This is a genomic window from Acidocella aluminiidurans (assembly GCF_055383125.1).
Genome location: NZ_AP031589.1, coordinates 2,421,985 through 2,434,761 on the forward strand (window position 1 = coordinate 2,421,985; position 12,777 = coordinate 2,434,761).

13 protein-coding genes are annotated in these 12,777 nt (G+C 62.7%); all 13 read right to left on the reverse strand.

Annotated features, from left to right (window positions below):
* Window positions 1-239: 239 nt before the first annotated feature.
* The 13 genes from ACZ46S_RS12065 to ACZ46S_RS12125 all read right to left on the reverse strand — a co-directional run bounded on the left by ACZ46S_RS12065 (window position 240) and on the right by ACZ46S_RS12125 (window position 12,736).
* On the reverse strand, window positions 240-2,612 hold the full coding sequence (locus ACZ46S_RS12065; protein WP_464061913.1) for a TonB-dependent receptor: 2,373 nt from the start codon (window positions 2,610-2,612) through the stop codon (window positions 240-242).
* Complete coding sequence (gene pqqE / locus ACZ46S_RS12070) at window positions 2,594-3,679, reverse strand: pyrroloquinoline quinone biosynthesis protein PqqE (protein ID WP_464061914.1); 1,086 nt, start codon at window positions 3,677-3,679, stop codon at window positions 2,594-2,596. The genes ACZ46S_RS12065 and pqqE overlap by 19 nt, the downstream gene beginning before the upstream one ends.
* Window positions 3,676-3,951 carry a pyrroloquinoline quinone biosynthesis peptide chaperone PqqD gene (pqqD, locus tag ACZ46S_RS12075; protein ID WP_008494861.1) on the reverse strand — a complete coding sequence of 92 codons (276 nt, stop codon included), beginning with the start codon at window positions 3,949-3,951 and terminating at the stop codon, window positions 3,676-3,678. The genes pqqE and pqqD overlap by 4 nt, the downstream gene beginning before the upstream one ends.
* Window positions 3,942-4,691 (reverse strand): pyrroloquinoline-quinone synthase PqqC, encoded by a 750-nt coding sequence (gene pqqC / locus ACZ46S_RS12080; protein WP_295744893.1) that lies wholly within the window; start codon window positions 4,689-4,691, stop codon window positions 3,942-3,944. The genes pqqD and pqqC overlap by 10 nt, the downstream gene beginning before the upstream one ends.
* Complete coding sequence (gene pqqB, locus ACZ46S_RS12085; RefSeq protein WP_464061915.1) at window positions 4,688-5,617, reverse strand: pyrroloquinoline quinone biosynthesis protein PqqB; 930 nt, start codon at window positions 5,615-5,617, stop codon at window positions 4,688-4,690. Before pqqB ends, pqqC begins: the two co-directional genes overlap by 4 nt.
* 38 nt (window positions 5,618-5,655) lie before the next feature.
* The gene (pqqA, locus tag ACZ46S_RS12090) at window positions 5,656-5,733 is read right to left on the reverse strand and encodes a pyrroloquinoline quinone precursor peptide PqqA (RefSeq protein ID WP_008494857.1); all 78 of its coding nucleotides are present in this window, start codon (window positions 5,731-5,733) and stop codon (window positions 5,656-5,658) included.
* Window positions 5,734-5,820: 87 nt separating this feature from the next.
* A complete protein-coding gene (locus ACZ46S_RS12095) occupies window positions 5,821-6,222 on the reverse strand; it encodes a c-type cytochrome (RefSeq protein ID WP_464061916.1) in 402 nt (133 codons plus the stop codon).
* A gap of 16 nt (window positions 6,223-6,238) precedes the next feature.
* On the reverse strand, window positions 6,239-7,003 hold the full coding sequence (locus ACZ46S_RS12100; RefSeq protein WP_464061917.1) for a hypothetical protein: 765 nt from the start codon (window positions 7,001-7,003) through the stop codon (window positions 6,239-6,241).
* A gap of 52 nt (window positions 7,004-7,055) precedes the next feature.
* Window positions 7,056-8,783, reverse strand: coding sequence for a PQQ-dependent dehydrogenase, methanol/ethanol family (locus ACZ46S_RS12105; protein WP_464061918.1), 1,728 nt, complete (start codon window positions 8,781-8,783; stop codon window positions 7,056-7,058).
* Between the two features lie 143 nt (window positions 8,784-8,926).
* Complete coding sequence (locus ACZ46S_RS12110) at window positions 8,927-9,298, reverse strand: DUF779 domain-containing protein (protein WP_464061919.1); 372 nt, start codon at window positions 9,296-9,298, stop codon at window positions 8,927-8,929.
* 12 nt (window positions 9,299-9,310) lie between these two features.
* A complete protein-coding gene (gene adh, locus ACZ46S_RS12115) occupies window positions 9,311-10,843 on the reverse strand; it encodes an aldehyde dehydrogenase (protein WP_464061920.1) in 1,533 nt (510 codons plus the stop codon).
* Between the two features lie 184 nt (window positions 10,844-11,027).
* Complete coding sequence (locus ACZ46S_RS12120) at window positions 11,028-11,888, reverse strand: alpha/beta hydrolase (protein WP_464061921.1); 861 nt, start codon at window positions 11,886-11,888, stop codon at window positions 11,028-11,030.
* A gap of 119 nt (window positions 11,889-12,007) precedes the next feature.
* The gene (locus ACZ46S_RS12125) at window positions 12,008-12,736 is read right to left on the reverse strand and encodes an MIP/aquaporin family protein (RefSeq protein ID WP_295745345.1); all 729 of its coding nucleotides are present in this window, start codon (window positions 12,734-12,736) and stop codon (window positions 12,008-12,010) included.
* Window positions 12,737-12,777 lie beyond the last annotated feature (41 nt).

Genomic DNA, 12,777 nt, shown 5'->3' on the forward strand with positions numbered 1-12,777 from the left:
GCATATCGAAGAAGCAGTCTGCGCCGCTTCGTCTCTTGGTTTTGACTTTGGACGTCCCGGTCTTGATTTTTTTGGACCAGGACGATGCGAGGCCCCCGGTGTTCCGAGCGGTCCGCATCGCACCAATGCCTCAGCAGGTTTCATGCCAAAGAAAAATTCCGCGGTTTTCCTTGCAGATTCATGACAGCGCGCGGCTCTGAGCTGTCATGTTTTTTATCACTGCGTCGAAACGTGACGGCTCAGAAGGTCAGTTTCATTCCCGCCGTCACCGCCACCGGCGCGCCGATGGAATAGCTGCGCGGGTTGCTGTAATTGGGCGCCTGCGCCACGTACACGCCGCCGACGCTGGTATAGGTGCCGTAAACATAGTAGCGCTGGTCTGTGATGTTATCGATATTGCCAAACAAGGTGAGATGCGGCGTGACGCTGTAGCGGGTGTTCAGATTGAGCAGCGCATAGCCGGGCAGCGGCTTGTCGAGATTGGCGGCGTCACCGTAAAGCGGGCTGCCGGTTTGCGCGGTGCCGGTGAAACCGATGGTCCAACGCGGGGTGATTTTATAATCCGCACCGAATTTGATGATGTTTTTCGGGACACCGGGAACGAAATTACCGCTCTGTACGGTGATGTTGCCGGCGGCGTCGGCATTCGGGCTATTGCTCTGCTCGATAAAGCTGGCGCCATAGGTCGCCTGCACGCGTGAATAGGAGGCGTAGAGATGCCATTTGGCGCTATCGAACTGCGCCGCGAGATCGCCGCCACGCCTATGCACGCTGCCGATATTCGAGAAATACCCGTTGCCTTGCGGATTATAGGGCGATTGCAGGAATTCGATGTCGTCGCGGGTTTCATCATCGTAAATATCCGCCTGGATGCTGAGGAAATTCAATCCGCCGACAACGAAGGTGCCGCGCATGCCGGCCTGGAAATTCTGCGAGACGATTTGTTTGAGCGCTGGATCGCCGGACATGAAATTCGCCAGGGCGCAGCTATCAAGCGGGCTGGCGCAGGAAAGTTCGGCCGGGGTGGGGGCGGCGTTCTGCACCGACCAGCTGCCATAGAGCGTCACCGAACGGGTGAGCGCGTAGGCCATGCCGACCGAGGGATTGAAATGCTGATAATAATGGCTGCCATTCAGCCCGCCAGGTGCGGCGTTGGGGTCGTAACCGCGCTCATTATGCAAGGCGATCTGCGCAATATTGAAACGCCCGCCCAAAGTGAGCGAGAGCTTCTTGGTAAGGTCGATCGTATCCGTCGCGTAGAACCCGTAATAGGCGTTGCGCAAGCCTACATTCACCGGCACGTTGCCGGGTTCATCGACAGGATAGCCGAGCCCGGTGCCGGGCAGCGCGTAATAATCGCGCGAGCCCAGCGACAAGGCGCCGTCATAAGCCGCGGCGCCGTAGGTGCTGTAGCCGCCATCATAGCTCAACCCGGCCACCAGCTGGCCCAGCGCGCCCTTATGGGTGATCTGCGCGGAGGCGCCATAGCCGTTGGTATTGGTGGTGTTGAGATTGAGCTGCCCGTAGGCGTTATTGCCATTCGGCAGATATTGCGGAATGACGCCACCGCCGACCAAGGTGGAATAATTCCCCCCTGCCCCGCCCTGGCAGAGATTTTGCCCATCGCCACAGGGAAGATCGTTCGGGCCGTTGCCGTTGAGCAGATGCTCCCAGATATTTTCGTAATAAAGCACGGCTTGCAGCGACGTGTCGCGGCCCAGTTTCATATCCAACGTGCTGCTGAGGCGCAGATATTTATCGTTGATGGCGTTGGGGCCGGTGAATTGCGCGTTGGGGTCGGCGTTTAAAACATCCACCGGCACCGTGCCGGGGCCGTGCAGCCCGGAATTGCCGGCGATGAGGTTGACATGCAGCTCCGCATCGCTGCCGCGCCAGCCGAGATCCGCGTAGGCACTCTTGATGTCGGAGCCTTGCGCGTCGCGCCAGCCGGTATTGCGGGCAGCGGCGATGTCAACATAAGCCGCGGTGTTGCCAACCTGCTTGCCATATTCAAGATGCCCTTCAACCGTGCCGAAGGAGCCGCCTTCCAGCTCCAGCGCGGCACCCGGGGCGGTGAAGCCGTTTTTCATCTTCACATCGATCGCACCGCCCAGCGCGTTGAGGCCAAAGACCGGGTTGCCATCGACGAGATCGAAGGAATCGATCGCGTCGTCAGGCAACACGCTCCAGAGCGCCAGATCGCCAAAGGGCGTGTTGAAACGCGCGCCATTCACATAGACCGAAAGCCCGGCCGGAGTACCCTGGATGGGGGAAAGCTCGTAGCCGTGATACAGCACGCTCGGCTGATACGGGTTGGCCTGGCTGTTCTGCAGATTGACGCCGGCGGCTTGTTGCGCCAGCGCGCCGGTGAAATCCGCCGCACCTTGTTTGGTCAGATCCTGCGTGGAGAAGGTCTGCACGGCGGTCGGCCATTTCTGCAACGCCACCCCGCCGCCCAAGGGCGAGACGCCGATGTGAACGTCAATCACCGGCGGCGCGGTGTCAGTTGCACTGTCGTTCGTCTGCGCCACCGCCAGTCCGGGGAACAGGGCCGCGCTGGCGAGAAGCAGGCGCCGTGTGCGGCCCGCCAAAATCATGAAACGCGCCGCCACTTGAATTCACCAGGCTCCTGCTGCGCTTCGGCCGCCGCCATCGCGTTCATGGCTGCGTGTCGTGGGGAGCGCGAACAGACCGGGTCGGTCGCCGTGGCATCGCCGGTGATGGCCATCGCCTGACAGCGGCAGCCACCCCAATCGATTTCCTTCAGCGCACAGCTGGAACAGGGCTCCTGCATCCAGCCCGTGCCGCGAAACTTGTTGAAGGCGTCGCTGCCTTCCCAGATGGCGCGCAGCGACAGATCGTCGGCGCGCGGGAAGATCAGGCCGGGGATCGTCTCCGCCGCATGGCAGGGCAGCACCCGCCCATCCGGGGCGATGTTGAGCATTTTCTGCCCCCAGCCACCCATGCAGGTTTTCGGCAGATCCGCGTAATAATCCGGCACCACGTAATCGATGACCATGCGCGCGCCGATCTCCTCACGCTTGGCGGCCACCAACGCATCCGCCGCCTCGAACTGGGCGCGGGTGGGGATCAAGGCGGCGCGGTTTTCCAGCGCCCAGCCATGATATTGCACATGCGCGATTTCCAGCCGGTCCGCATCCAACGCCAGCGCCAGCTCGATGATCGCTGGCAATTCCTCCAGATTCTGCCGATGCACCACCGCGTTGATGGTGAGCGACATGCCAAGCTGCGTCACCATCTTGGCGACTTCCAGCTTCTTCGCATGCGCGCCTTTATAATTGCCGATGCGGTCGGCATTCGCCGCCTGCGCGCCCTGCAGGCTCACCTGCACATGGCCCAACCCCGCCCGCGCGTAGGCGCTGAGCTTCTCCATGTTCAGCAGCACGGCGGAGGTGATCAGGTTGGCATACATGCCAGAATCGGTCGCATGCGCGATCAGCTCGACCAGGTCCGGCCGCAGGCTGGGCTCGCCGCCGGAGAAATGGATCTGCAGCACGCCCATCGCCGCCGCCTCGCTGATCACCCCGCGCCAGAACGTCGTATCGCGCTCCTTGTTCGCCTTCAGCATCTCCAGCGGGTTGGAGCAATAGGGGCATTGCAGCGGGCAGCGGTGGGTCAGTTCCGCCATCAAGGCGAAAGGCGGTGCAATAGAGCTCATAGCGTGACCAAGGCGGACTCCGCCAAGCCTTCCAGAAATTCCCTGACATCGCCGTCGATCTCCTCAACCGGCGCCTGATAGCGCGCGGCGAGCAATGCGACGATGTCAGCAATATTGCGTTGCCCGTCACAGGCGGTGACGATCGCATCGGCGATCTCGTCGAGCACGACGACACGCTCAGGCGCCATCAGCACGGCGGTGTCACGGGCCTTGTCGAACTGGCGGCGCACCCCGCGGCGCAGGCGGGGGACGGTCTCGCCGGTTACGCGCACCGCGCCAGCGCCGCCTCGGCGCCAAACGCATCGAGCGGAACATGGCCCGGCGTGATGTAGGCGGCATAGAGCGCGTCCAGCTGCGACCAGAGTACATCGCATTTGAAGCGCAGCGCGGCGATCACCTGGTCCTGTTCGGCGCGGGTGGTGGCGTGGCGCTTCACATAATCCAGGGCGAAATCCGCATCGCGCGGAGCCTGGGTGAGCCTCGCATTGAAATAGACCAACGTGTCCTTCGACACCCAGTCATAATTCGCCAACATGCCGGCGACACGCTCGGCAATGATGGTGGGCGAGAACAATTCCGTCAACGAGGACGCCACCGCTTCCAGCAGCGAGCGGTCGCGTACGAAATGCACATAGGCATCCACGGCAAAACGCGTCGCGGGCAGGATGCCCTGGGTCGATTCCACGTAGGCGGTCTCCAGCCCCACCCCTTCCGCCAGGCGCAGCCAGCGGGCGATGCCGCCATCGCCTTCGCGCTCGCCATCATGGTCGATGATGCGCTGGCGCCAGGCGCGGCGGGAGGCGGCATCCGGCAGGCGCGAGAGCACGATCGCGTCCTTGATGGGAATGCAGGCCTGGTAATAATAGCGGTTCAGCGCCCAGGCCTGCACCTGGGTCTGGCTCAGCTTGCCGCCATGCAGCAGCTTATGAAACGGGTGCAGATTATGGTAGCGTGTGGCGCCAACATTGCGCAGCGCCGCCTCAAGCTCGGCATGGGAAAGCATGTTTGTCATAACGTCACCTCCATTCCGTCATAAGCAACGTTCCAGCCATTTTCTTGGACTTTTTTGGCTTCGTCGGAATCGTCGCACAGGATCGGATTTGTATTGTTGATATGAATGAAGATCTTGCGAGTCCGCGTCAATGCGGAAAATGCGGCCATCGTGCCGCCTTCACCCGAAACGGAAATATGCCCCATGCGCGCGCCGGTTTTCTGGCTCAGCCCGGCATCGATCATCTCCCGATCCTGCCAGAGTGTACCATCGAAAAACAGAATATCCGCCTGTTCGGCACGCTTTATGATTGCCGGCGTCACATACGCGCAGCCGGGAATGAAAAGAATATTATGTCCAGCCTCATCCTTTACGGAAAGACCGATGACGCTGTCATCGCTCACCAGGGAAGCGATGTCCCGCCCCGCCTCCTGGTAGAGCGGCAATTTTCCAGGCACCGGAAACGCTTCCACGGCAAGCCCCAGCGCCTGCCCGGCCGCATCGCGCAAGGCCACCGCCTCGTTCACGCGCAGCGTCTCCTGGTGCACCAGCGCCGGGTTCATCACGCTGAAGACCTGGTTGCCGTTCAGGATCGCCTGCACGAAATCCTGCGCATAGAGCCGGAATTCATGCCCCTCGCGCAGCGTCAGCAGCCCGGCGATGCAATCAATATCCCCACCGGAAATGACGACAGCCGCCACCGGGTTATTCCGTGCCGGGCCTTCATGATCAGGATGCAGAATGACATGGTCGCGCAGCTGGGAGGGAAGATCCGGGCTGGCATTCAGCAAAACCCAACGCACCCCGTCCGCGCTCACGGCGAGCGAGGCCTGGGTTCTGGGCTTCACCGCCGGGTCTCCGGCGCGGGCCCGGCGGCAGCCCTGGCAATGGCAATTCCATTGCGGAAAGCCACCGCCCGCGGCCGATCCAAGCACAATGACACGCATGAGAGAGACGTGGCCTATGCCTGGATCGGTTGCCTCACTTACTTGCGGGTCGCGGAGACGTAAGAGTTGATCTCAGCGCCGATGCAGATCTGTTTCACGGTCGGTTTACGCCACATTGTCCATTCCTCCTTGGTTATGATCCGGCGCGACGTCGCGCCCTTATTTGCAAACCGCTTGCAAATTTCGCTCACCCTTGCCGGGTGTTATTTGACCTGAGAGACCAACGGGGTGCTGTCGCCCATCGCCTTGTCGTAATTGAGGGCGGTGCTGCCGGCGGGGTAGCCGTTGGTCTTCAGAATATAGGCGAAGATGTCCTCATACTGGGTATGGGTCAGGCTGCCCGGCTGGCCGGCGGGCATCTGCTGGGCCATCTCGGTGAAGAGCGCGCCCACGGTATAGTTGTTGCTGGGGGAAGCGAAAGCCTGGCCAACCAGGGCCGGGCCGGCGCCACCTTCCATCTTCGCGCCGTGGCACATGGCGCAATTCTGCGCGTAGGCATCGGCGCCGGCGCTGGCCTGGGCATCGGTATAGATCGCCGGCGGGGTTGCCGCCTGCGCCGCCGCCGCACCCAGGGACAAGACCAAACCGAGGGCCGCAATCTTCATGTTTTTCATACTCTTCTCACTCTTTCATGCCTGAGACGCCGCGAGCCGGGACGTCATAGGGTTTGACCAAAGCCGCCAGCTGCCGCGATGCAGCAAGCGCCTCGATCGCCTTATTGAACGCCCTGACCTCCGGCTTATTCTGCGCCGATTGCGGATACAGAGCAACAACGTTCCAGTTTGCGTAAGGCATGTTCAATTCCGCGACATGCAGGCTTTGCGGGTGCGCGGCCAGTTGCTGGTTCAGCCAGGGCCGCCAGATCAGCGCGGTGTTCACCTCGCCGTTCAGCACCGCGCCGAGCAGCTGATCGTTGGTGTAATAGACATGCTCATGCGTCATCGTCGCGGTGGTGAAATAGGTCTCCGCCGGCGACATGTTCAGCACCCCGATCGTGCCCTTATGCAGCAAGCCCTTGAAGCCGCCCGAGACATCCTGCTGCCCGACAGCGACAAAGCCGGTGCGGGCATAAGGGCGCGAGGCCGCCAGCCCGGCAGGGACATTGCCGCCGCCATCTTCCAGCGGAAAGCCCATCACCAGATCGCAATCATGCACCAGCGCCTTGATGGCCTTCAGGTTTTCGCCATGGCCGGCATCGTCATCGCCACCGGATTCGGATTTCAAAGAATCACGCTCGATGAAGACCGCAACCTCTCCCGCCTTTTGCGCCACGGCCCGCGCCACCGCCATGTCGGTCGGCAGCATCGGGTTGGCCTTGTCCACGCAGAATGTGATGCTGCCCGCGTGGGCGAGGCCGGGGCAAAGCAATGCCGCCGCGAGCAGCATTGCACCGGAGGCAAAAAGTCCCGACCGCTTGCGCGGCCGGGTCAGGTCACCTTCAGGAGCCAATTTTATAGACATGCAGCTGACCAAAGCGCGGGGTGTTCTTCAGCGGCTCGGCGAGCGCGCCGCCCCAGAGCGGCCACACACCGCCATAGCTCGCCCACACCGCGACATATTCGGTGCCGTTGACGCTATAGGCGACAGGGTCGGCGAGGATGGCGGTGCCCATCGCCGGGCTGGTCCAGAGCTCCTTGCCGGTCTTGGCATCGAAGGCGTGCAGCTTGCCATCGACGGTGCCGGAGAAGACAACGCCGCCAGCGGTGCTCAGCGCGCCCGCATCCCAGACCTGCTTGGTCTCGTGCTGCCACATCTGCTTGCCGGTGTTCAGGTTGATCGCCTGGAAGGAGCCGAGATTCGGGTCCTTCGGATCCGGCAGCATCTTGAAGGTCTCACCCAGGAAGGGCAGCCCGGCCGCGTAGGTCACCGGCACGCCGGTCATGCTCATGCAGGCATGCAGCGTGGTGATGTAGGCGGTGTGGTTCATCGGGTCCACCGCGATCGGCCACCAGTTCTTGCCGCCCAGGAAGGAGGGACAGGTGGTGATGGTCTTGCCCAGGGCCGGGCGCAGGGCCTGGCTGGTCTGGGTGACGCCGTTCTTGATGCCGGTGACGGAGGTGTCGTGCACGAAGGGCACGGCATAGATGAACTTGCCGGTGGTGCGATCCAGCGCATAGAGATAGCCGTTACGGTTCGGCTGGATCACCGCCTGGTACTGCTTGCCCTTATAGGTCAGGTCGGTCAGCACCGGGGTGTTGACGCCGTCATAATCCCAGGTGTCGTTCGGGGTGAACTGGTAGTACCATTTCAGCTTGCCGGTATTCGGGTCCAGCGCCACCAGGGAGTCGGTATAGAGATTGTCGCCGGGGCGCATCGTCGCCAGCCACGGGCCCGGATTGCCGACGCCCCAGAACAGCGTGTCGGTCGCGGGGTCGTAGGTGCCGGTCATCCAGGGCGAACCGCCGCCGGTCTTGTAGGCGCCGGCGGGCCAGGTCTTGCCGCCCGGCTCGTCCTCGGACGGGGTGGTGTAGAATTTCCACAGCTCATTGCCGGTATTCACGTCCAGCGCCACGATCCGCCCGCGCGCGCCATACTCGCCGCCGCCGGTGCCGATAATGACCTTGCCATTCACGATCAGCGGCGCCTCGGTGATGGAGTAGCCGGTGCCCGGCTCCTTCAGCGTGACATTCCATTTCACCGCGCCGGTGGCGGCATCCAGTGCCACCACATGATTATCCAGCGTGCCGAAGATCACCATGTCGCCGGACAGCGCGACGCCACGGTTATTGGTGTCGCAGCACAGCGTCTTGAAGGCGGCGGTGGGCAGCTGATAGTCATATTCCCAGAGCTTCTGGCCCGTCGTCGCGTTATAGGCGATGACATGGTCCTTGGCGGTGGTGACGAACATATAATCGCCATTGATCACCGGCGAGCCTTCGAACGCATCGGGAATATCGATCTTGTCGGAGGTCCAGGCCTCGGTCAGCTTGCCGGCGTTCTTGGTGTCGATCTGCTTGAGCTGAGAAAAATTCTGCCCGGTATAGTCATGATTGAACATCAGCCAGCCATCATTGCTGGCGGCGTTGGCCAGCATGTCGCTGGTCACCGGCTGATAGGCGGGCTGATCGGCGCGCGCCATCGGCGCGGCCAGCAGCCCCGCCGCCAGCGCGAAGCTGACCCCTGTCAGCAGACGCCGCGCCAGACGTGAATGTTTCGAAACGCTCATCCTGTTTCCCCTCTGTTCTTGAACCATTTTGCCCCGGACAGGGCTTGATGTTGGTGCTGACATTGTCACGGTTCAGGCATGCGCCCGCCCCGCCGCGCCCGCCAGCTGCTGGCGCGGATCTTGTTTTTGCTTGTGGCTTGGCTCTAGCCGGCCGCCTCGAGAGCGGCGAGCTCCGCATCCTCAAACACCCGCGAGCGGGTGAGGAAGCGCAACCCCGTCCCATTCTCCAGCGAGAACATGCCGCCCATGCCAGAGACAACGTCGATGATCAGCTGGGTGAATTTCCAATATTCAAACTGCGAGGCACTCATGAAAAATTCCGCCCCGCCAATTTTACCCAATTTCACATCGTCCGGCGCCACCAGATAATCGCCCACCGGATAGCACATCGGTGTCGAGCCATCGCAGCAGCCGCCGGATTGGTGGAACATGACAGGGCCATGTTCCGCCTGCAGTTTTCGGATCAGCCCCACCGCCGCTTCGGTTGCCAGAACGCGTGCCGGGAGCTCATCCATCGCTCTACCCTCTTAGAAGAAGCCCAGCGGCTTCGGGCTGTAGCTGACCAGCAGATTCTTCGTCTGCTGATAATGATCCAGCATCATCTTATGGGTTTCACGGCCGATGCCGGACTGCTTGTAGCCACCAAACGCGGCATGCGCCGGGTAGAGATGGTAGCAGTTCGTCCACACGCGCCCAGCCTTGATGCCACGGCCCATGCGATAGGCGCGGTTGCCATCGCGCGACCACACCCCAGCACCCAGGCCATAGAGCGTGTCATTCGCCGCGTGCAGCACCTCTTCCTCGGTCTTGAAGGTGGTGACAGAGAGCACCGGCCCGAAGATTTCCTCCTGGAAGATGCGCATCTTGTTATGGCCGTGGAAGACGGTCGGGTTGATGTAGAAGCCGTTGGAGAGGGCGCCGCCGAGATCGGCCTTGCCGCCGCCGATCAGCATCTTCGCCCCTTCCTGCTGGCCGATATCGATATAGGACATGATCTTCTGCATCTGCTCGGACGAAGCCTGCGCGCCGATCATGGTGGAAGGATCCAGCGGGCTGCCCTGCTTGATCGCGGCGACGCGCTTGAGCGCGCGCTCCATGAATTTATCGAAGATGTTCTCCTGGATGAAAGCGCGCGACGGGCAGGTGCAGACCTCGCCCTGATTCAGCGCGAACAACACCAGACCCTCGATCGCCTTGTCGAGGAAATCATCATCCTCGGCCATCACGTCCGAGAAGAAGATGTTGGGGGATTTGCCGCCCAGCTCCAGCGTCACCGGGATCAGGTTATGGCTGGCGTACTGCATGATCAGCCGGCCCGTCGTCGTCTCGCCGGTGAAGGCGATCTTGGCGATGCGGTTGGAGGAGGCCAGCGGCTTGCCGGCTTCCAGCCCGAAACCGTTGACGACGTTGACAACACCCGGCGGCAGCAGATCGCCGATGATTTCCATCAGCACCATGATCGAAATCGGGGTCTGCTCGGCCGGCTTCAACACCACGCAATTGCCGGCGGCCAAAGCCGGGGCCAGCTTCCACACCGCCATCAGCAGCGGGAAATTCCAGGGGATGATCTGCCCGACCACGCCCAGCGGCTCATGGAAATGATAGGCGATGGTGGTCTCGTCCACCTCGGAGAGCGCGCCTTCCTGGGCGCGCACACAGGAGGCGAAATAGCGCATATGGTCGATCGCCAGCGGCACGTCCGCCGCGGTGGTCTCGCGGATCGGCTTGCCGTTATCGACGGTTTCGACATAGGCCAGCAGATCGAGATTTTCCTCCATCCGGTCGGCGATCTTCAGCAGCGCCAGAGCGCGCTCGGCCGGGGCGCGCTTGCCCCAGGCATCGGCGGCGGCATGGGCGGCGTCGAGCGCCAGATTGATATCCGCCTCGTTCGAGCGCGCGGCCTGGGTGAAAACCTGGCCGGTGATCGGCGAGACATTATCGAAATACTGGCCGGAGAGCGGCGCCGTGAACTTGCCGTTAATGAAGTTGTCGTAGCGCGGCTTGAAGGAAAACCCGGAAAGGGCGCTTCCCGACAGAGGCGCGATGGCTGCGTCGAGCATTGAATGGTTCCTCGCTTTGTTGTGCGCGGTTAAGCCGCGTTTGGACGTATCCAGGTTCCAGCAAGGAGCATGCCAAGGCCGGAAACTGGCTGAGTTATTCAAACCACACTCGTGCCGCCCAGCAAAACAATTCGCGTTTAGCGTCCTGAAACCTCACACTGTCCCATAACAGAACAGTGAACACTCAAAGGGTCGAGGGCGCGACTTTGTTAATGAACGCGATGCAATCCCTCAGAACCGGCGCCAGGAAGGTCAAATATGGCGAGAGCGCGCCGACAAGTTTACGGTGGTCCAGCCCCGGATACAGAGCCAGCTCCACCGCATCCCCGCTGGCGCGCAGCTTCGCCGCCAGCCTCTTGCTGTTGCCGGGATCGACCGTGCGGTCCTCCAGCCCGGCGGCGAGGAAAGCCGGCGGTGCACCTTGGGTGACGAAATTGATCGGCTGGGTGCGCGGCCATTGCCCGCGCGGGCCGAACATAATCTGCAAGGCGGGGTCGGTGATCGGCAGGAAATCATAGGGCCCGGCCAGGCCCAGCCAGCCGGCGAGGTCACGCAGCGGGTCCAGCCCGTGCAGCGCCAGAAATTGCGCGTCCAGCGCCAGCATCGCGGCGTTATAGGCCCCGGCGGAATGGCCCATCAGCACCAGCGGCGCCGAGGGGGCGAGGCGGCGGGCAAAAGCGGTGGCGGCGGCGCAATCCTCCAGAAATTCCGGAAAGCGCACCTGCGGATAGAGCCGGTAATCCGGAATCGCCACCATGCAGCCGCGAGAGGCCAGCGCGGCGCCGACGAAGCGGTACATCGCCTTGTCCCCCTCCTGCCAGCTGCCGCCATAGAAGAAGACCACCAGCGGCGCGCCCTGCGCCTGGCGGGGCAGATAGAGATCCATCCGGCCGCGCGGGCCAGGGCGGTAGGCGAGGTTGCGCCGCACGGAAAAGCCGCCGGGGGCGAGCGCATTCAGCAGCGTCACCGGCGACCAGACGGCAAAGCCCAAGCCCCCCGCCAGGCCCAGCGCGGATCCGGCCAGCAGCAGCACGCGGCGCCTCACGCCCGCACGCGCCGGCTGGCTGACAAAAAAACACCCGGCACAAGGGCCGGGCGTTGCAACGGGCGCCAGGACTGCATGGGCTTTATACGCCCGCGCCCTGGCGCTGGATCACAGCAGGTTCAGATGCCGAAGGCCGACAACGCCATCCCCGCCAGCGCCGCGCCGATCAGCGGGCCGACCACCGGGATCGCCGCATAGCTCCAATCCGCGTCCCCCTTGCCGGCGATGGGCAGCACCGCATGGGCAATGCGCGGCCCAAGGTCACGCGCCGGGTTGATGGCGTAGCCGGTGGTCCCGCCGAGCGACAGGCCGATGCCCCAGACCAGGCAGCCGACCAGATAAGGCCCAAGCCCGCCGGCAACCCCGTTGGGCGAGGCCGTCTTGGAGAAAATCGCGCCGACGACGAACACCAGCACGAAGGTGCCGATGATCTCGCTGATCATATTGGCGGCGATGTTGCGAATGGCCGGGCCGGTGCAGAAGCAGGCGAGCTTCAGCCCCTTATCCTCGGTCTCGCGCCAATGTGGCAGGAAATGCAGCCAGACCAGCGACGCGCCGATGAAGGCGCCGACGAAATCCCCGGCGATGGCCGTGGGCAGCTTCGCCCAACCGCCATGGTCCACCGCCAGCCCCACCGCGACGGCGGGGTTGAGGTAGGCGGCCGGGCTGCCGGTGGCGGCGGCGACGAACACGCCGCACATCACCGCGAATGCCCAACCGGCGGTAATCACGATCCAGCCGCCATTCTGGCCTTTGGATTTATTGAGAAGGACGCAGGCGACCACGCCGTTGCCCAGGAGAATGAGTGTGGCGGTGCCAAGCAGCTCGCCCCAAAAGACCGAACCCATCTTGATGTTCCCTGATTAATTATTGCTTTGAGGTGTCCCCG

Bases quoted from the DNA above. Each gene is read 5' to 3' on its own strand.
- pqqE (WP_464061914.1), bottom strand. From the start codon at position 3,679: ATGAGCTCTATTGCACCGCCTTTCGCCTTGATGGCGGAACTGACCCAC.
- pqqC (WP_295744893.1), bottom strand. From the start codon at position 4,691: ATGACAAACATGCTTTCCCATGCCGAGCTTGAGGCGGCGCTGCGCAAT.
- pqqB (WP_464061915.1), bottom strand. From the start codon at position 5,617: ATGCGTGTCATTGTGCTTGGATCGGCCGCGGGCGGTGGCTTTCCGCAA.
- pqqA (WP_008494857.1), bottom strand. From the start codon at position 5,733: ATGTGGCGTAAACCGACCGTGAAACAGATCTGCATCGGCGCTGAGATC.
- ACZ46S_RS12095 (WP_464061916.1), bottom strand. From the start codon at position 6,222: ATGAAGATTGCGGCCCTCGGTTTGGTCTTGTCCCTGGGTGCGGCGGCG.
- ACZ46S_RS12100 (WP_464061917.1), bottom strand. From the start codon at position 7,003: ATGCTGCTCGCGGCGGCATTGCTTTGCCCCGGCCTCGCCCACGCGGGC.
- ACZ46S_RS12105 (WP_464061918.1), bottom strand. From the start codon at position 8,783: ATGAGCGTTTCGAAACATTCACGTCTGGCGCGGCGTCTGCTGACAGGG.
- ACZ46S_RS12110 (WP_464061919.1), bottom strand. From the start codon at position 9,298: ATGGATGAGCTCCCGGCACGCGTTCTGGCAACCGAAGCGGCGGTGGGG.
- adh (WP_464061920.1), bottom strand. From the start codon at position 10,843: ATGCTCGACGCAGCCATCGCGCCTCTGTCGGGAAGCGCCCTTTCCGGG.
- ACZ46S_RS12125 (WP_295745345.1), bottom strand. From the start codon at position 12,736: ATGGGTTCGGTCTTTTGGGGCGAGCTGCTTGGCACCGCCACACTCATT.